We start from the raw sequence: 18,578 nt of genomic DNA on the forward strand, positions 1-18,578 counted from the left end.
ACTACCGACATTCGCATCAGGAATACCGGTACTGCGCAGGCTTCAAACGCGTTCGCTTTCGACCTGAACGTACAGCGAACGCCCGGCACCGAGACCGGCGATGATCGCGCCGAGGCCAATAACCCCGAAGATCCAGCCCAGCGCAGTCCAGCCGCCCGTCCAGTCGTGTACCAAACCGACCGCAAAGGGTCCCATTGAGGCCAACGTATAACCGAACCCCTGAGCCATGCTCGATAGGTTGGCCGCCACATGGGCATCGCGTGAACGCAGCACAATCAGGGTCAGCGCCAGGCTGAATGTACCGCCCTGCCCCAGCCCGAGCAAAATCGCCCAGCCCCACAGGCCCTCGATCGGTGCATAGAGGCAGCCGAACAGACCGCCGAGGGTCAGGAGCATGACGACGACGATTGCCAGTCGCTGATCCTTGCCGCGCGTCGCCAGCCACGGCGCGGCCAATGAGCTGGCCAACTGGATGATCACCGAACCGGACAGCACCAGCCCGGCTTGGGTCGGGGTCAGGCCGCGGCCGATCAGGATCGACGGCAACCAGCCGAAGACGATGTAGGCCAGCGAGGATTGCAGGCCCATATACAGGGTCACTTGCCAGGCCAGTGGATCACGCAGCAAACCGCGTACCCGATACGCCACATTATGCGCGCCGTGTTTCTGGCCAACTTGCGGCAACCAGAACATCGCCGCGACCAGCGCCGGGAACACCCAGAAGCCCAGGCCGAGCGCCCAGCTTTCGTCGAAATGCTGGCTCAAGGGCACCGTCGCACCGGCCGCCATCGCCGCGCCAAGGCACAGGGCCATGGTGTAAACGCCGGTCATGGTGCCCGCGTGTTTGGCAAAATCACGTTTGACGATGCCCGGCAGCAGCACACCGATCACGCCAATACTCGCGCCGGCCAGAATACTGCCGGCAAACAGTCCGATCTCACCGAACGAACTGCGCAAAATGATCCCTCCAGCCAGCGCCAGCAAAATCCCCAGCACCACTCGCTCGGCGCCAAAGCGCCGCGCCAACAGCGGTGCCAGCGGCGCGAACAGCCCAAGGCAAAGCACCGGCAAGGTGGTCAGCAAACCCGCCTGGGCCGCCGATAGTCCGAGACTTTTCGACACATCGCTGAGCAGCGGCGCCATGCTCGACAGCGCCGGGCGCAGGTTCAGCGCCACCAGAATCAGCCCCAGCAACAACAACCATGGGCGACGTAAAACCGGATGACTTTGCTGGACCTGTTCGTCATCGGCCTCGGCATCGATCAATAGCTCTTCGAGCTCAGCCGTGCGTTTGAGTTGGGTCGTGCTGCTGGTATTCGCCTGCTGGCTGGACATGAGGTTCTCGGTTTCAAGGTTCATTGATCAACTGCCTGGAAATGGCTTTGGCCCGTTCCGGATCGCGCTGCTCGACGGCATCGAGCAGTTCGATATGCAGATCGAACACCTCCTGACGTCTGGGAGTGATATTGAGGGTCTGGCGCAGTTGCGCGCCGATGATGCTGGAGAAATAGCGATACAACTCGCTGAGCGTCGGGTTATGCGCGGCGTCCACCAAACGCCGGTGGAACACCAGGTCGCAGGCAATGTAGCTATCGAGATCGCCGTGGTAGTGACTGCCGCTGACACCCAGCGCTTCACGCAGTGCGATGAGGTCTTCATCGGTACGCCGCAACGCCGCCAGACCGATGGCCTCGACCTCGAGGATGTGCCGGGTTTCCCGGGCCTGCTCGTGGGAGCAGCGGGACAAGGCTTTCATCGTATCGAGCGGATCGACGACCGCCCGCAGGTAGCTGCCGTCACCCTGACGAATCTCGATCAAGCCAGAAAACGCCAACACCCGCATGGCTTCGCGCACGGTGTTACGGCTGATACCCAGCTCGGTCGCCAGCTCAGGTTCAGTGGGCAGGCGCTGGCCGACTGACCAGGTGCCGTTGTTGATGCGCAGGCGCAACTGTTCAAGGGCCTGATCGACCAGAGAACGCTTCACCAGTGGGGATGTGTCTGTCATTGAATTCGCCCTTTCATCCAATCATAGGATGAATTTTCTGACATGTTAGTCAGCTTCGTCCGAGAGGGCAACGGGCTAGGGTTACAAAGCTGGAAAAGGAGCGGGATTTTCGATTAGTCAAAATTACCCTTTGAGGGTAATTTTAGGGGCTGGGTCAGGGTTTCTTATGGAAAAGAGCACACCCCATTACGACTTGGCGGTGATTAAGGCGGATGTCAGACGGCTTGGGGGCAAGGCATTCACTAGCACCGCAAAAAGCGGCGGCTGGATACTCGGCTTGAGCGTTGTGGAAATGCAAGAGGTCATCTTCGAACTCCAACGACAGATGTTGTTCAAGTCGATGACCACCTATGACGATCATCGCGTCTGGCAAGACGTCTATCACATCAACTCATATGGTCTGGAGATTTACATCAAGGTGACATATCGCGCCGGCGGTGGCCCACCAGTAATCTCCTTCAAGGAGAAATCCCAATGAAAACCCAGCAGTGTTTCAGCTGTGGAGCCCGGGAAGGAATGCGACATTTCGAGGGTCGCGGCGAAACCATGAGCGTCAAAGGAATGGAGCGCCGCGTAGATGATCTATCTGGCTGGGAATGTCAGATATGCGGCGAAGTCGAGTTCGATCCCAGTTGTTCAGAACGTCATTCGGCTGCAGGTGACGAACTGGTCATGGCAGCAAGGCAAATGATTGGCACCGAGATGAAGCGTATCCGCCGCAAACTGCATCTATCGCAAAAAGAAGCCGTGCAATTGTTGTCCGGCGGTGGACACAACGCGTTTTCCCGTTACGAGCGCGCAGAAATACTCCCGCCAAAGCCATTGATGCTGCTTATGCGCCTGCTTGATCGCTATCCGTATTTGCTCGCCGATGCGAAATCACTGGGTGAAGAAGCGGACTTGAGGGGCTTCAAGCATACCGTGCACAAGGAGCTCGAAACCCTCACGGTTTCCTGATCGAAAAAACAAACCCGGCACGAGGCCGGGTTTATTTTTGCGAGTCAGCCCGGCATCAATGCAGGATCTGGCTCAGGAACAGCTTGGTGCGTTCGTTCTGCGGGTTGTCGAAGAAGTCGTTCGGCGCAGCCTGTTCGACGATTTCGCCCTTGTCCATGAAGATCACGCGGTTGGCCACGGTCCGCGCGAAGCCCATTTCGTGGGTAACGCAGAGCATGGTCATGCCGTCTTCGGCCAAACCGATCATGGTGTCCAGAACCTCTTTCACCATCTCTGGGTCGAGTGCCGAGGTCGGTTCGTCGAACAGCATGATTTTCGGCTTCATGCACAGCGCGCGGGCAATCGCCACACGCTGTTGCTGACCGCCGGACAATTGCCCAGGGAACTTGTGCGCCTGCTCTGGAATGCGTACGCGCTCCAGATAATGCATGGCAATTTCTTCCGCCTTGCGCTTGGGCATCTTGCGCACCCACATTGGTGCCAGCGTGCAGTTCTGCAGGATGGTCAAGTGCGGGAACAGGTTGAAGTGCTGGAACACCATGCCGACTTCGCGACGAATCGCCTCGATCTGTTTCAGGTCGTTGGTCAGCTCCACGCCATCAACCACGATGCGGCCCTGCTGGTGCTCTTCCAGACGGTTGAGGCAGCGAATGGTGGTCGACTTGCCGGAACCCGACGGCCCGCACAAAACGATACGCTCGCCTTGCTTGACGTTCAGGTTGATGTCTTTCAATACGTGGAACTGGCCGTACCACTTATTCACGCCCTGCATCTGAATAATGCCTTCAGGGCTCACAGGCTGTTTGATCGCTTCACTCATAAACTACGCTCCTAACGCTTGTGGCCTGTGTCCAGCTTGCGTTCCAAATGCATGGAATAGCGGGACATACCAAAACAGAAAATCCAGAACACCAGGGCCGCAAACACATAGCCTTCGGTAGCCATGCCCAGCCATTTCGGGTCGGCGGCGGCTTGCTTGACGCTGTTGAGCAAGTCGAACAAGCCGATGATGATCACCAGGCTCGTGTCCTTGAACAGCGCAATGAAGGTGTTGACGATGCCCGGGATCACCAGCTTCAGGGCTTGCGGCAAAATCACCAGGCCCATGCTGCGCCAGTAACCGAGGCCCATCGCTGCTGCGGCTTCGTACTGACCTTTGGGAATCGCTTGCAGACCACCGCGCACCACTTCGGCCACGTAGGCCGACTGGAACAGGATCACCCCGATCAAGGCCCGCAGCAACTTGTCGAAGTTCATGCCTTCAGGCAGGAACAACGGCAGCATCACCGAGGACATGAACAGCACCGTGATCAACGGCACGCCGCGCCAGAACTCGATGAAGGTCACGCAGACCACGCGAATCGCCGGCATGTTCGAACGACGCCCCAGCGCCAGCATGATCCCCAGCGGCAACGCACCGACAATACCGACGGTGGCGATCACCAGGGTCAGCATCAGACCGCCCCATTGGCTGGTCGCAACGTTGGTCAGGCCAAGAATGTCACCGTGCAGCAGGATGTAGGCAACGATCGGATAGAGCACCAGAAAGCTCAGCCCGTACACCGCTTTACGCGGGAAGCGCGAGATGAACAACGGCGCCACGCCGACGATCGCCAGCAACACGGTCAGGTCGACGCGCCAGCGCAGTTCGGGTGGGTAATACCCGTACATGAACTGGCCAAAACGCTGCTGAATGAATACCCAGCAAGCGCCTTCCTTGGTGCAGTCGGCGCGCGTGGTGCCCACCCAGTTGGCATCCAGAATCGCCCAGTGCAGGATCGGCGGCACCACCAGATAAATCAGGTAGAACGCGAACAGCGTGAGCAGTGTGTTGATCCAACTGGAAAACATGTGCTCGCGCATCCACGCCACGATACCGATTCTGGTGCCTGGCGGTGGCATGTCAGGTTTGAAAATATGAGTCGTCATGCGCTTTTCCTCACCGCTCGATCAGCGCAATGCGCTTGTTGTACCAGTTCATCAGCAGGGAAATGCTGATACTGATCGCCAGGTACACGCTCATGGTGATGGCAATAACTTCGATCGCTTGCCCGGTCTGGTTCAGCACCGTGCCGGCAAACAGCGAAACCATTTCCGGGTAACCGATACCGGCGGCCAGCGAGGAGTTTTTCGCCAGGTTCAGGTATTGGCTGGTCAGCGGCGGAATGATCACCCGCAGGGCTTGCGGGATGATGACCTTGCGCAGGGTTGGGCCGTTGCGCAGCCCCAGCGAACGTGCCGCTTCGGTCTGACCATGACTGACCGAGTTGATCCCGGAACGCACGATCTCGGCGATGAACGCCGCGGTGTACACCGTCAGGGCCAGGGTCAGGGCCAGCAGTTCCGGAATCAGCACCCAGCCACCGACAAAGTTGAAGCCTTGCAGCTTCGGCATTTCCCAATGCAGTGGCACCCCGAAGATCAGCGCGCACAAGCCTGGAATCACCAGAAACAGCGCCAGACCGACCCAGAACTTATGGAACGGTACGCCGGTCGCTTCAAAACGCTTGTTGGCCCAACGGCACATCAGCACGATGGCGACGATAGCCACCACGATGCTGATCACAAACGCCCAGAACCCGCTGGCCATCTGCGCGGCCGGCATGTTCAGGCCACGGCTGCTGACAAAGAAGGTGTCGGCGAAGTTATGGCTATTGCGTGGCCCTGGCATGGTCAGGAACACCGCGAAGTACCAGAACAGGATTTGCAGCAGCGGCGGAATGTTACGGAAAGTCTCAACGTAAACTGTTGCCAGCTTGTTGATGATCCAGTTCTTCGACAGCCGTGCCACGCCAACGATGAACCCCAGAATCGTCGCCAGAATCACGCCGATAACGGTCACCAGCAAGGTGTTGAGCAAACCGATGACAAACACCCGGGCATAGCTGTCCGATTCGGTGTAGTCGATCAGGTGTTGCGCGATGCCGAACCCGGCGCTGCGCTCCAAAAAGCTGAAACCGGAGGTAATGCCCCGGTGTTGCAAGTTGGTTTGAGTGTTGTTGAACAGGTACCAACCCATCGAGATCACCGCGATAACCGTGATGATCTGAAACAGCCACGCACGCACTCGCGGATCGCTGAGGCTGAGCCTCTGCTTTGGTGCGCCGATTGAATTTTGCATGAAGTGCCCCAGAAATAATGGAACAGAACATCACCCGGTGGTTGGCCCACCGGGTGATAGAACCATCAGCGCACTGGTGGTGCGTATTGAATGCCGCCGTTGGTCCACAGCGCGTTCAGGCCACGGTCGATTTCCAGCGGAGTGCTCTTGCCGAGGTTTTTCTCGAAGACTTCGCCGTAGTTACCGACCTGCTTGACGATTTTCACCACCCAGTCTTTCGGCAGCTTCAGATCTTTGCCGTACTCACCGTCAGTGCCCAGCAGACGGGCGACGTCCGGGTTCTTGGTCGACTTGGCTTCAGTTTCGACGTTTTTCGACGTGATACCGGCCTCTTCGGCGTTAAGCATGGCGTAGCCAACCCAACGAACGATCGCCAGCCACTCATCGTCGCCGTTACGCACGACTGGCCCCAGAGGCTCTTTGGAAATGGTTTCTGGCAGTACCACATAATCCTTAGGCGAAGCCAGTTTGCTGCGCTGTGCATACAACTGGGACTTGTCGGAGGTCAGCACGTCGCAACGACCGGATTCCAGCGACTTGGCGCTTTCATCGGAGGTGTCGAAAGTAATCGGGGTGTACTTCAGGCTGTTGGCACGGAAGTAGTCGGACACGTTCAGCTCGGTGGTGGTACCGGCTTGAATACAGATAGTCGCACCATCCAGTTCCTTGGCACTTTTCACGCCCAGCTTGCTGTTGGCCAGGAAGCCTACGCCGTCGTAATAAGTAATGAAGCCAGGAAACTTCAGGCCCATGCCCGCGTCACGGGAACTGGTCATCGTGGAGTTACGCGACAGCATGTCAATTTCGCCGGACTGAAGCGCGGTGAAACGCTCCTTGGCATTCAACTGGCTGAATTTGACCTTGGTCGCGTCGCCGAATACGGCAGCGGCAACGGCGCGGCAGTAGTCAGCATCGATACCGACGATCTTGCCGGTGGAGTCCGGAACCGAAAAACCTGGCAAACCGTCGCTCACGCCACATTGCACAAAGCCTTTCTTCTGTACCGCATCCAGGGTTGCACCCGCCTGAGCGAACCCACTGACACCGAGTACTGCGGCCGCAGTCACGACTGCCAGGGTGGATTTCAACATCTTCATTCAAACCTCCAGTTTTGCTCTTGTTGTGTCGGAGCTTGAGTCCTGCCGCACCCTTATGAGGCGCTGTTGACCCGTGTTGGCATTTCTTTGGGTCAAGCGGCGTAAGACCTTAGCTATGAGTCTAGTAGGAGAAAATCCACATAATGGAAAACTCACTTCTCACCAATCGGCCGAACGGGCTGTAGCCCTATTACGTTCGCGAAGCCCGTAACGGCCACTGGCGAACATCCATCACCGGATTCTTGCTATCCCACAGCCGACAGTGACTGATAGTGTTACCGCCGTGGCTGAGAGCAATCACTCGTCTTCCCCATAGCAAGGCCCGTACCACAGTTGCGGCTTAAGCGTTTCAGCCATGGGTCAATAGAAAAAATTATAGATTCACGACATTTTATTAACTAAAAAACCAGTCGCGCCCCATCTTCTCGCACCGCACGGGAGTACGCGCACCACAATGGAGCAACCATGACCGAGCCCTTGATTCTTCAGCCCAGCAAGCCTGTCGATGCCTGCGTTATATGGCTGCACGGCCTGGGCGCCGACCGCTATGATTTCCTGCCGGTGGCCGAAGCCCTGCAGGAAAGCCTGTTGACCACCCGCTTCGTCCTGCCCCAGGCGCCTACCCGCGCAGTGACCATCAACGGTGGTTACGAGATGCCGAGCTGGTACGACATCAAGGCCATGAGCCCCGCCCGGAGCATCAATCACGAAGAACTGGAGGTGTCGGCCCAAACCGTCATATCGCTGATCGAAGAGCAGCGAGCCAGCGGAATAGACGCCTCGCGGATATTTCTTGCAGGGTTTTCCCAAGGCGGCGCCGTCGTGCTGCACAGCGCTTTCCTGAGATGGCAGGGACCGCTGGGTGGCGTACTTGCCCTCTCTACCTATGCGCCGACATTCAGCGATGAACTGGAGCTTTCAGCCAGCCAACAGCGGATCCCGGTGCTGTGCCTGCATGGCCAATACGACGATGTCGTCCAGAACTCCATGGGACGCAGTGCGTACGAGCATTTGAAGACCCGTGGTGTCACCGCGACATGGCAGGAATACCCAATGGGTCACGAAGTGTTACCCGAAGAAATTCGCGATATTGGCGTCTGGCTTGCCGATCGCTTGCGCTAATACAGAAACTTCCTGTAGCTGTATGAGCAACACACTACGCCGCGCCGGTTTCTTGCATTACACTGGCCGGCGTACATTCCTTAACCAATTGATGAGATGACCGTGCTCAAAGCACTCAAGAAAATGTTCGGTAAAAGCGAGGCTGAGCAGCTCGCGCCCAGCTCCAGCGCACCTTCCCACACACCCAGCAGCCGCACCGACGGTCATCAGCCTGGCCGGACCGCAGCTGTCGCGGCACCGAAACAAGAGCCTGTGAACACTCCGGCCACCGAGTCTGTTGCCGAACCTGTTACACAGCAACCGCGCAGCGAGACGCCAAAACCTGCGCAACCGCGCCGCGAACGTGCGCCGAAACCGCCCGTAGTCGCCTGGAAACTTGAAGATTTCGTCGTAGAACCCCAGGAAGGCAAAACCCGTTTCCATGATTTCAAACTGGCCCCGGAACTGATGCACGCCATCCAGGACCTGGGTTTCCCTTACTGCACGCCGATCCAGGCGCAGGTATTGGGTTTCACCCTGGCCGGCAAAGACGCCATCGGTCGCGCCCAGACCGGCACTGGTAAAACCGCCGCGTTCCTGATCTCGATCATCACCCAGCTGCTGCAAACCCCGCCGCCGAAAGAACGCTACATGGGCGAGCCGCGGGCGCTGATCATTGCACCGACCCGTGAACTGGTGGTGCAGATCGCCAAGGACGCGGCAGACCTGACCAAATACACCGGCCTCAACGTCATGACCTTCGTTGGCGGCATGGACTTCGACAAGCAACTCAAGCACCTCGAAGCACGCCACTGCGACATCCTCGTCGCGACCCCGGGCCGCCTGCTGGACTTCAACCAGCGCGGCGATGTGCACCTGGACATGATCGAAGTGATGGTGCTCGACGAAGCCGACCGGATGCTCGACATGGGTTTCATCCCACAAGTGCGCCAGATCATTCGCCAGACTCCACCGAAAAGCGAACGTCAGACCCTGCTGTTTTCCGCCACCTTCACCGAAGACGTGATGAACCTGGCCAAGCAATGGACCACCGACCCGTCCATCGTTGAAATCGAATCCGAGAACGTCGCCAGCGACAACGTCGAACAGCACATCTACGCCGTTGCCGGCGCCGATAAATACAAGCTGCTCTACAACCTGATCACCGACAACGGCTGGGAACGGGTGATGGTCTTCGCCAACCGCAAGGACGAAGTGCGGCGCATCGAAGAACGCCTGGTGCGTGACGGCGTCAACGCGGCCCAACTGTCGGGTGACGTTCCGCAGCACAAGCGCATCAAGACCCTGGAAGGATTTCGCGAAGGCAAGATCCGCGTGCTGGTGGCCACCGATGTCGCCGGTCGCGGGATTCACATCGACGGCATCAGCCACGTGATCAACTTCACCCTGCCGGAAGTGCCGGACGATTACGTGCACCGCATTGGTCGTACCGGTCGTGCTGGCGCCGATGGCGTGTCCATCAGCTTTGCCGGTGAAGACGACTCCTACCAGTTACCGTCCATCGAGGCGTTGCTGGGTCGCAAGATCAGTTGCGAAACCCCACCGACGCATCTGTTGCGAGCGGTTGAACGCAAACGCCCTTAAGCCCGCGTCGCAACGACAAAGCGCAGCCGGAAACGGACTGCGCTTTTTTTACGCCTGGATATTGCCAAACAGAACAATAAGTCCACAATGGACAAATTAGTTTACTTGCGAATCCACGGAGCACCTGCATGTCCAGCACACCTTATGTGATCGCCAAACCCCAGGCCCGCGAACTGCTTGAGCAGGTCGACGTGCCGAAGATCCTGCGCAAGCTGTTCCGCGACCTGGCCGCGGGTCAGGCCGTGCAACCAGCCCAGCAGTTGGTGGAGTTTCCGCAAGGTGCCGGAGACTTCATCAATTACCTCGGGGTATTGGCCGAAGACGGTGTGTACGGCGTTAAAACCTCGCCCTACATCGTGCGTAAGGAAGGTCCGCTGGTGACCGCCTGGACGCTGCTGATGTCGATGCAAACCGGCCAGCCGTTGCTGCTCTGCGATGCTGGTGAACTGACCACCGCACGCACCGCCGCGACCACTGCCGTCGCCATTGATGCCCTTGCCCTGCCGAACGCCAAGCGCCTGGCAATCATCGGCAGCGGCCCGATCGCCCAGGCTCACCTGCATTACGCGAAGAACGTGCGGGAATGGCAAAGCATCAGCCTCTATTCGCCGAACCTGGCGAGCCGGGATCCGCAATTGCTCGGAAAACTGACGGCTATCGACTCGCGCCTGAAGGTGCTCGATAGCCGCGAAGCCGCGATCCAGGACGCCGACGTGATCATGCTGTGCACCTCGTCTGCGGGACCTGTGATCGACCCACGGACCTTGAGTAAACCGACACTGATTACCTCCATCAGTACCAACGCGGTGCGCGCCCACGAGGTACCACCTGCAACGCTCAGCGAGATGCAGGTCTATTGCGACTATCGCCTGACCACTCCGGGCTCAGCCGGCGAAATGCTGATTGCCAGTGAACAGCATGGCTGGGACAAAAGTGCGATCGCGGGCGACCTGGCTGAACTGTTGAGCGAACAGACGCCACGCCCGGCTTATGATCGCCATGTGTTCTTCCGTTCCATCGGTCTGGGCCTGGAAGACATCGCCCTGGCCAATGCCCTTTATCAGTTGCAATACCAGAACTGAAACGGAACGCTTTCCCTGTGGGAGCGAGCTTGCTCGCGATGCAGACGCCGCAATCCGTCAGACAAACAGCGGTGATGCAATCGCGAGCAGGCTCGCTCCCACAGGGGTTCTCTACAATTTCAGCATTGCGCCCCCCATCAGGAGACGTTCATGACCCAGGCAGACTTCATCATCATCGGCGGTGGCATTGCCGGTGCTTCCACTGGCTTTTGGCTGTCGCAACATGCTCGGGTAATCGTGCTCGAACGCGAATCCCACCCGGCCTATCACTCCACCGGGCGTTCGGCTGCTTTGTACACCGCGGCTTACGGTACGCCGCAAGTGCGCGCACTGACCCAGGCCAGCCGGGACTTCTTCGATGCGCCGCCTACCGGTTTTTGCGAACACCCGCTGCTGACCCCGCGCGGCGAGATGACAGTCGACTTCACCGGCGATCCCGACGAACTGAACAATCAGTACCTGAGTGCCAAGGCGACCGTGCCGCAGATGCAACTGCTCAGCGCCGACGAAGCCTGTGCTCGCATGCCAATCCTGCGTCGAGAGAAGGTTCACGGAGCGATCTACGACCCTACCGCCACGGACATCGACACCGATGCCCTGCATCAAGGCTACCTGCGCGGCATCCGACGCAATCAGGGCGAAGTGCACACCGACAGCGAAGTCCTGAGCCTGACGCGCGATGCCGACAATCTCTGGCACGTGAAAACCGCCCAGCAGACTTTCAGCGCACCGATCATCATCAATGCGGCCGGCGCCTGGGCCGACCAACTCGGTGAAATGGCCGGCGCCAAACCTCTGGGGCTGATCCCCAAACGTCGCGCAGCCTTCATCTTCGCCGGTCCTGAAGGGGTAGATATCCACGACTGGCCGATGCTGGTCAGCCTCGACGAATCGTTCTACATGAAACCCGACGCCGGCATGTTCCTCGGTTCGCCAGCCAATGCCGACCCGGTCGAGCCGCATGACGTGCAACCCGAAGAACTGGACATCGCCATGGGCATTTACCAGATCGAAGAAGCCACCACCCTGAGCATCCGCCGACCGACCCGCACCTGGGCGGGTTTGCGCAGTTTTGTCGGCGACGGTGATCTGATCAGCGGCTTCGATCCGCATGTACCGGGGCTATTCTGGGTCGCTGCGCAGGGCGGTTACGGCATTCAAACCTCACCCGCCATGGGCCAGGCCAGTGCCGCGCTGGTTCGTGGTGAAGCCTTGCCGGAACAACTCAGCCGCTTTGGCCTCCGCGCCGCGATGCTCTCCCCTTCCCGCCTTGGCTGAACCTGCCTGCGGGGTGACGTCTGACCCCGATTACGGCAAACTCCCAGCGCCCTTTTTCTACAGGGCGCTGATTGCCTGGAGCAACACCCATGACCCCACCTCTTCAAGATCCCGCACTGGATAACTACCGGGCGATCGCCGACGCCATTGCCACGCTGTTCTTCCCCCACGCCGAGGTGGTGCTGCACGACCTGCGCACGCAGAAAATCGACTACATCGCCAACAACCTGTCCAAACGTGAAGTCGGCGACGATGCCGCACTGGAAGACATGCTCAGTGAAGAGATCAGCGAGCGGAATATCGGCCCGTACGAGAAGCTCAATTGGGATGGGCAAAAGATCCGCAGTCTCAGCAGCGTGCTGCGCGACAGTGAAGGGCGTCCGATTGCCGTGTTGTGCATCAACCTGAATATTTCGCTGTTTGAAAACGCCAAGGCCGCGCTGGATCTGTTTCTCTCGCCGAGCAAGTTGATCCCGCAACCTGACGCGCTGTTTCGCGACGACTGGCAGGAGCGCATCAACACCTTCCTGCATAACTGGCTGCGAGAGCGGCAATTGGGTCTGAATATGCTGACTCGCGAGCACAAACGCGAGCTGGTGCTGGCGTTGCACGCCGAAGGCGCCTTCAAAGGCAAAAGCGCCTCCAACTATGTGGCCAACGTGCTGAATATGGGACGAGCGACGGTGTACAAGCATTTGAAAGAGTTGAAAGGCTAATACCTGACCTGAGAGGTGCGTTGGCTGATAGGGCCTCATCGTCGGATCGCCGCCCGGAGCAAGCTCGCTCCCACATTAGTCCTGCGAACACAGGTCCATTGTGGGAGCGAGCTTGCTCGCGATGGCGATCACTCAATCGCCGTAGATATCCGACTTGAAGTACTTGGCTTCAATCTTCTGGTATTCGCCGTTGGCGCGAATGCCATCGATGGCATTGTTCAATTGGCTAACCAATTCGGTATTGCCCTTGCGCACCGCAATCCCGGCGCCCTCACCCACATATTTCGGGTCCTTGAGCTCCGGACCGACAAAGGCGTAGCCCTTGCCACGCGGCATCGACAGGAAGTCGCTCAGCGGAATGGTATCGGCGAAAATGGCATCCAGACGCCCGGCGGCCAGGTCCATGTAGATCTCTTCATTGTTGCCGTAGCGCGCTACCTTGATGCCCTTGGGCTCGAAGACTTCCGTGGCGTAACGGTCGGTGGTGGTTGCCCGTTGCACACCAATGGTCTTGCCCTTGAGGCTTGCGTACTGGTCATCAACCACCGCACCGTCCTTCATCACCAGCCGCGATGAGGTGAAGTAGTACTTATGGGTGAAGTCCACCGACTTTTTACGGTCTTCGTTAATGGTCATGGACGACAGCGCGGCGTCGATTTTCTTCACCTTGAGCGAAGGAATCAAACCATCGAACTCGCCCTCGACCCACTCACACTTGACCTTCATCTGCGCGCACAACGCATTGCCGATGTCATAGTCGAAACCGGTGATTTTTCCATCCGAGGTCTTGGAAGCAAACGGCGGATACGCCGCTTCGATACCAATGCGCAGGGTTTTCTCGGCGGCAAACAGACTGCTGCACGCCAACAGGCTCAGGGCCAGGCCACCGATCAGGGGGAGCTTCTTCATGTTCGTTTTCTCGCGGGTTGTTGTTGGTTTGGCAAGACAGAAGAAAGTGAAACGGGAAATGCATTTTTTGTACTTATAATTCCATACTGGACTTTTATGTATTTTTCGTCAATCGGGCGTGCAGGTGTCTTTCGCCCATTGGTCGACGGAATGATTTGAGAGGTGTTGATCGTTCCCACGCTCTGCGTGGGAATGCATCCTGTGACGCTCTGCGTCACGATTGAAAAGCGGACGCGGAGCGTCCTGGGCGGCGTTCCCACGCGGGAGCGTAGGAACGATCATGACTAATCTACTTCCAGCGATCCGCCGCCGCGTGATCACTGTCGCGCCCTTCCACCCAACGCGGGCCGTCGCTGGTGTTTTCTTTTTTCCAGAACGGTGCGCGGGTTTTCAGGTAGTCCATGACAAAGGCGCAGGCGTCGAATGCCGCCTGGCGATGGGCACTCGCCGCGCCGACGAAGACGATCGGCTCGCCCGGCTCCAATGCGCCGATGCGGTGCAGCACTTCCAGCTTGAGCAACGGCCAGCGTTGCTCGGCCTCGACGACAATCTTGCCGAGGGCCTTTTCGGTCATGCCCGGGTAGTGCTCAAGAAACATCCCGGCCACATCGTGTCCGTCGTTGAAGTCGCGGACATAACCGACAAAACTCACCACCGCACCGACGCCGACATTCGCCGCGTGCATCGCATTGACTTCAGCGCCAGGGTCGAACTCCGCGGACTGCACGCGAATCGCCATGGATCAGCCTCCGGTAACGGTAGGGAAAAACGCCACTTCATCACCCTCGACGAGCGGTTCGTCGAGCTGGCACAAGTCTTCATTACGCGCGCACATCAGGTTCTGCTCGCTCAGCACCTCGGCGCCCTCGCGTTGCGCCAACAGCAAGCGCACATCATCGACCGTGGCGAAATCGCCTTCGACACTCAACGAATCAACGCCCAGTGCCTCGCGGTAACGGGCGAAAAACCTCACCGTCAGCTTCATTGATCGGCCACCTGATAATGCCCGCTCTTGCCGCCGAGCTTTTCCAGCAGACGTACGGATTCGATGACCATGCCACGGTCCACGGCCTTGCACATGTCGTAGATCGTCAGCGCGGCGATACTGGCCGCGGTCAGTGCTTCCATTTCAACCCCGGTCTGCCCGGACAGTTTGCAGCGGGCGACGATGCGCACCGCATCGAGGCCTTCGGCATTGAGCTCGACCTTGACACTGGTGAGCATCAGCGGATGGCACAGCGGGATCAAATCGGAGGTTTTCTTCGCCGCCTGAATGCCGGCAATGCGCGCCACGGCAAACACGTCACCTTTGGGGTGACCACCACTGACAATCATTTGCAGGGTTTCAGGGAGCATACGCACAAGCGCTTCGGCCGTGGCTTCACGAGACGTCACGGCTTTTTCGGTGACGTCGACCATATTGGCGCGACCTTGGGAATCGAGATGAGTCAGCACAACCTTACTCCTGATCAGGAGCACCGATTGTAAACCCGTGGGTCAATTTTTCGCGAGTTTGATTATCGGCTCACCACTATCTATGTGGGAGTGAGCCTGCTCGCGATGAGGTCATCACATTCAACATTGATGTCGGTTGTTACGCCGCCATCGTCGGAACGCCGCCCGGAGCCGGCTCGCTCCCACAGGGGTTTTCGTCGGGCACAAAAAACCGGGCGGCTTTGGGGCCGTCCGGTTTGGGTGAAGGTTACAAATGCGATTCGGCGTATTCGGCCAGAATCGAACGTGGTACCCCTTGCAGGGTGATGTGCACCCCGTTCGGGAAGTCCTTGAAGCGTTCAGTCAGGTAAGTCAGCCCGGAGCTGGTCGCGGACAGGTAAGGAGTGTCGATCTGCGCCAGGTTGCCCAGGCACACCACTTTGGAACCGGCGCCGGCACGGGTGATGATGGTTTTCATCTGGTGCGGCGTGAGGTTCTGGCATTCGTCGATCAGGATCAGGCTCTGCTGGAAGCTGCGGCCCCGAATGTAGTTGAGGGATTTGAACTGCAACGGCACTTTGCTGAGGATGTAGTCGACGCTGCCATGGGTGCTTTCGTCATCCATGTGCAAGGCTTCGAGGTTGTCGGTGATGGCGCCCAGCCAAGGCTCCATTTTTTCTGCTTCGGTGCCCGGCAGGAAACCGATCTCCTGGTCCAGCCCCTGCACGCTACGAGTGGCGATGATGCGCCGGTAGCGCTTGCTGACCATGGTCTGCTCGATTGCCGCAGCCAGTGCCAGGATGGTTTTACCCGAGCCTGCAGCCCCCGACAGGTTGACCAGGTGAATGTCCGGGTCGAGCAAGGCATACAGCGCCAGGCTCTGATAGATATCGCGTGGTTTCAGGCCCCAGGCTTCCTGGTGCAACAGGGGTTCCTGATGCAGGTCGAGGATCAGCAGCTTATCGACCTGGATTTCCTTGATCCAGCCGACAAAGCCTTGTTCGTCGATGATGAATTCGTTGATATGCACAGCCGGCAGGTTATCGATCAGTTGTACCTGGTGCCAGGTGCGCCCATGGTCCTGACGGGTTTCGACCTTGCTCACACGGTCCCAGAACGAGCCCGTCATGTTGTGATAACCGTTGGGCAGCAACGACACGTCGTCAACCAACTGGTCAGTGCTGTAGTCCTCGGCCGCAATCCCGCAGGCCCGGGCCTTGAGGCGCATGTTGATGTCTTTGGTCACCAGCACCACACGCAGTTCCTTGTCCCGCGCGTGCAGGTCGATCAACTGGTTGATGATGATGTTGTCGTTCAGGTGTTCGGGCAGAACGATGTTCGGCTCGGTACGCTTGCTCATCAGAATCGACAGCAAACCCTTGGGCCCGCTTTTTCCGCGCTGGATCGGTACACCCAGTTCAACGTCTTCGGGAGAGGCATCGCCCAGCGTCTTGTCGATCAGCCGAATGGCCTGACGACATTCGGCCGCAACGCTGTGATGACCGCTCTTGAGCTTGTCCAGCTCTTCAAGGACGGTCATCGGGATGGCAACGTGGTGTTCTTCGAAGTTCAGGAGCGCGTTTGGATCGTGGATCAATACGTTGGTATCGAGTACATAAAGGATTGGCAGGTTGGAGGGGCTACGTCCGTGATCATCCATACTCGGTCACCTTTGTGGGAGCCAGTCGACGCAATACCATGACAGTGCTGCGCCTCGAAGTGGCCACCGAATTCACCTGTCGTACGCAAATGAACTGCACGACTCAAGTGAACTGCACACACGGGGTCTTGGAAGACGCCACCTGTGTTGCAGGTTTCGGCGGTCTGTCTTCGTAATACTCCAAAACCCATGACAGAAAAAAGCACTTTGACGTTTTTTTGAAGTTTATTTTTCAGAGTGACGAAAAGCCCTTGGCGCGCCGCGCCGGCACCGTTAAAGTCGGAAGTCCGTCTGTATCGAAATCCCTCCCGAAATTCCCCCTGCCCCACTGTTCCCGGCTTTTTTTTGGGGAAGGGCGCGTTTCAGCGAAAAGCATCCTGACAATCTTCCCAACCGATCCCGCTTTGCGCAGTGTGCATCAGCAGCCAGGGCATTGCCGTTTTCACCACGTCCTGTTTGGCGTTGAAATTGATCACCCCGTGGCGCCACAACAGCATCAAGGTCAGCACCCGCTGCGCGCTCTGCTCAGCCGTGAGCTGCCGACTGCCGTCCGCTGGATCGATGTCCCACAGCGCAACCTGCAACCCCTGAGCCTTGAAGAATCCCTGCGCATCGGCACGACGCTGGCCATTGGGTGGGCGGAACAACGGCACAAAGTTCTCCGGCAGTTTGCTCTTCACCAGTTCGACGCTGCGAGTCACCGAATACTGCCAATCCTGCCAATGGCTGTGGGAGCGAAATTCCCAGCCCTGCACGCCGATGCATTGTTTTGAGTACAACGCTTGCAGATCGGCCACCGAATGCTGTGCCAGTCGGTTCTGGATATCGCTGCCCAGCACAAAGAAGGTCCCGCTCAGGTTCGCCTTGCGCAGGTACTCGGCCAGCCACGCGGTGTTGTCCGGCGCGAGGTTGGCGGCGCTGTCGAAGCTCAGCACAAACAGCCGATCGTTGAGCTCATCGCCGTTACGCTCGTAGTCGCCGAACAGTTCGACTTCGCTGCTGGTCTGCGGAAACAGCGCGGCCTTACGCAATTGTTCGTCCAGATAGCGCTCGTGAAAACGCCGGCTAGGCTCGACCCATCGGGCGTAATAGGAGTCTTCGCCGAGCTCGAACTTGGCGGCCTGCTCGCGCAGGGTGTCCATGTCTTCGACCAGAAAACAGAAGGACGCATCCTGATCGCAGCTCTGCTGGGCAAAATTATAGTTGGCAAGCAAGCGCTGCCACATGCGCGCGCGCAGCGTGTTGATCGACTCGAGGTTGATCATGCGCAACCCCAGGCGCTGCTTTAAAGCCGCTTCATCCAGCGCTTCACTGGCGAGCAAGGCCCGGGCGAAGGTGAGGATTTCCGCGCGTGAAGCGACGTCGAACAGGGTCGGGTTGCCGAGTTGCTCTGGCCAGGTGCTGCGGTCCAGGGTGGCAAGGTCATTGGGCGCGGCATAGGCACTCACGCTGAACAACCAGGCACAAAACAGTAAAGCGATACGCAAAGGGATGTCTCCATAACAAAACCCGCGCGGCACTATAGCTGATCTCGTCTACATGATCGTTCCCACGCTCCGCGTCACTAGTGTCCGGTAAAAACTGAAGGGGGAGCTTGCTCCCCCTTGCTG

19 protein-coding genes are annotated in these 18,578 nt (G+C 58.4%); 7 read left to right on the forward strand and 12 right to left on the reverse strand.

The window, feature by feature from the left end; translation table 11 throughout:
• Positions 1-42: 42 nt before the first annotated feature.
• Positions 43-1,359: a CynX/NimT family MFS transporter gene (locus BK658_RS27955; RefSeq protein WP_123585128.1), complete on the reverse strand. Its 1,317-nt coding sequence runs from the start codon at positions 1,357-1,359 to the stop codon at positions 43-45.
• Complete coding sequence (locus BK658_RS27960; protein WP_103315706.1) at positions 1,349-2,008, reverse strand: FadR/GntR family transcriptional regulator; 660 nt, start codon at positions 2,006-2,008, stop codon at positions 1,349-1,351. The genes BK658_RS27955 and BK658_RS27960 overlap by 11 nt, the downstream gene beginning before the upstream one ends.
• Before the next feature lie 166 nt (positions 2,009-2,174).
• On the opposite strand from BK658_RS27960, the gene BK658_RS27965 reads away from it, so the two are divergent.
• Positions 2,175-2,486, forward strand: a complete 312-nt coding sequence (locus tag BK658_RS27965) for a type II toxin-antitoxin system MqsR family toxin (RefSeq protein ID WP_123585143.1) — start codon at positions 2,175-2,177, stop codon at positions 2,484-2,486.
• Positions 2,483-2,965, forward strand: a complete 483-nt coding sequence (locus BK658_RS27970; RefSeq protein WP_123585129.1) for a type II TA system antitoxin MqsA family protein — start codon at positions 2,483-2,485, stop codon at positions 2,963-2,965. The genes BK658_RS27965 and BK658_RS27970 overlap by 4 nt, the downstream gene beginning before the upstream one ends.
• 55 nt (positions 2,966-3,020) lie before the next feature.
• Here BK658_RS27970 and BK658_RS27975 read toward each other — a convergent pair whose 3' ends face one another.
• From BK658_RS27975 to BK658_RS27990, 4 genes are all read right to left on the reverse strand, one after another.
• The gene (locus tag BK658_RS27975; RefSeq protein WP_010444394.1) at positions 3,021-3,785 is read right to left on the reverse strand and encodes an amino acid ABC transporter ATP-binding protein; all 765 of its coding nucleotides are present in this window, start codon (positions 3,783-3,785) and stop codon (positions 3,021-3,023) included.
• 11 nt (positions 3,786-3,796) lie between these two features.
• Positions 3,797-4,894, reverse strand: coding sequence for an amino acid ABC transporter permease (locus BK658_RS27980; RefSeq protein ID WP_123585130.1), 1,098 nt, complete (start codon positions 4,892-4,894; stop codon positions 3,797-3,799).
• Positions 4,895-4,904: 10 nt separating this feature from the next.
• Complete coding sequence (locus BK658_RS27985; protein WP_123585131.1) at positions 4,905-6,086, reverse strand: amino acid ABC transporter permease; 1,182 nt, start codon at positions 6,084-6,086, stop codon at positions 4,905-4,907.
• Between the two features lie 65 nt (positions 6,087-6,151).
• Positions 6,152-7,183: an amino acid ABC transporter substrate-binding protein gene (locus BK658_RS27990; RefSeq protein WP_123585132.1), complete on the reverse strand. Its 1,032-nt coding sequence runs from the start codon at positions 7,181-7,183 to the stop codon at positions 6,152-6,154.
• A 465-nt stretch (positions 7,184-7,648) separates the two neighbouring features.
• On the opposite strand from BK658_RS27990, the gene BK658_RS27995 reads away from it, so the two are divergent.
• From BK658_RS27995 to BK658_RS28015, 5 genes are all read left to right on the forward strand, one after another.
• Positions 7,649-8,305, forward strand: a complete 657-nt coding sequence (locus BK658_RS27995) for an alpha/beta hydrolase (protein WP_123585133.1) — start codon at positions 7,649-7,651, stop codon at positions 8,303-8,305.
• A gap of 96 nt (positions 8,306-8,401) precedes the next feature.
• Positions 8,402-9,889 carry an ATP-dependent RNA helicase RhlB gene (gene rhlB, locus BK658_RS28000; protein WP_123585134.1) on the forward strand — a complete coding sequence of 496 codons (1,488 nt, stop codon included), beginning with the start codon at positions 8,402-8,404 and terminating at the stop codon, positions 9,887-9,889.
• Between the two features lie 128 nt (positions 9,890-10,017).
• On the forward strand, positions 10,018-10,971 hold the full coding sequence (locus BK658_RS28005) for an ornithine cyclodeaminase family protein (protein ID WP_123585135.1): 954 nt from the start codon (positions 10,018-10,020) through the stop codon (positions 10,969-10,971).
• Positions 10,972-11,121: 150 nt separating this feature from the next.
• On the forward strand, positions 11,122-12,249 hold the full coding sequence (locus BK658_RS28010) for an NAD(P)/FAD-dependent oxidoreductase (protein ID WP_123585136.1): 1,128 nt from the start codon (positions 11,122-11,124) through the stop codon (positions 12,247-12,249).
• Positions 12,250-12,338: 89 nt separating this feature from the next.
• The gene (locus BK658_RS28015) at positions 12,339-12,965 is read left to right on the forward strand and encodes a helix-turn-helix transcriptional regulator (protein ID WP_019691959.1); all 627 of its coding nucleotides are present in this window, start codon (positions 12,339-12,341) and stop codon (positions 12,963-12,965) included.
• Positions 12,966-13,097: 132 nt separating this feature from the next.
• Here BK658_RS28015 and BK658_RS28020 read toward each other — a convergent pair whose 3' ends face one another.
• The 6 genes from BK658_RS28020 to BK658_RS28045 all read right to left on the reverse strand — a co-directional run bounded on the left by BK658_RS28020 (position 13,098) and on the right by BK658_RS28045 (position 18,455).
• Positions 13,098-13,874: an ABC transporter substrate-binding protein gene (locus tag BK658_RS28020; RefSeq protein WP_123585137.1), complete on the reverse strand. Its 777-nt coding sequence runs from the start codon at positions 13,872-13,874 to the stop codon at positions 13,098-13,100.
• Positions 13,875-14,163: 289 nt separating this feature from the next.
• On the reverse strand, positions 14,164-14,613 hold the full coding sequence (gene moaE, locus BK658_RS28025) for a molybdopterin synthase catalytic subunit MoaE (protein ID WP_123585138.1): 450 nt from the start codon (positions 14,611-14,613) through the stop codon (positions 14,164-14,166).
• A 3-nt stretch (positions 14,614-14,616) separates the two neighbouring features.
• Complete coding sequence (moaD, locus tag BK658_RS28030) at positions 14,617-14,859, reverse strand: molybdopterin converting factor subunit 1 (protein WP_123585139.1); 243 nt, start codon at positions 14,857-14,859, stop codon at positions 14,617-14,619.
• Positions 14,856-15,329 carry a cyclic pyranopterin monophosphate synthase MoaC gene (gene moaC, locus BK658_RS28035; protein WP_123585140.1) on the reverse strand — a complete coding sequence of 158 codons (474 nt, stop codon included), beginning with the start codon at positions 15,327-15,329 and terminating at the stop codon, positions 14,856-14,858. The genes moaD and moaC overlap by 4 nt, the downstream gene beginning before the upstream one ends.
• Positions 15,330-15,576: 247 nt before the next feature.
• Complete coding sequence (locus BK658_RS28040) at positions 15,577-16,968, reverse strand: PhoH family protein (protein WP_123585141.1); 1,392 nt, start codon at positions 16,966-16,968, stop codon at positions 15,577-15,579.
• A 362-nt stretch (positions 16,969-17,330) separates the two neighbouring features.
• Complete coding sequence (locus tag BK658_RS28045; protein WP_123585142.1) at positions 17,331-18,455, reverse strand: polysaccharide deacetylase family protein; 1,125 nt, start codon at positions 18,453-18,455, stop codon at positions 17,331-17,333.
• Positions 18,456-18,578: the final 123 nt, after the last annotated feature.

Source organism: Pseudomonas brassicacearum (assembly GCF_003732175.1).
Taxonomy (GTDB): Bacteria; Pseudomonadota; Gammaproteobacteria; order Pseudomonadales; family Pseudomonadaceae; genus Aquipseudomonas; species Aquipseudomonas brassicacearum_G.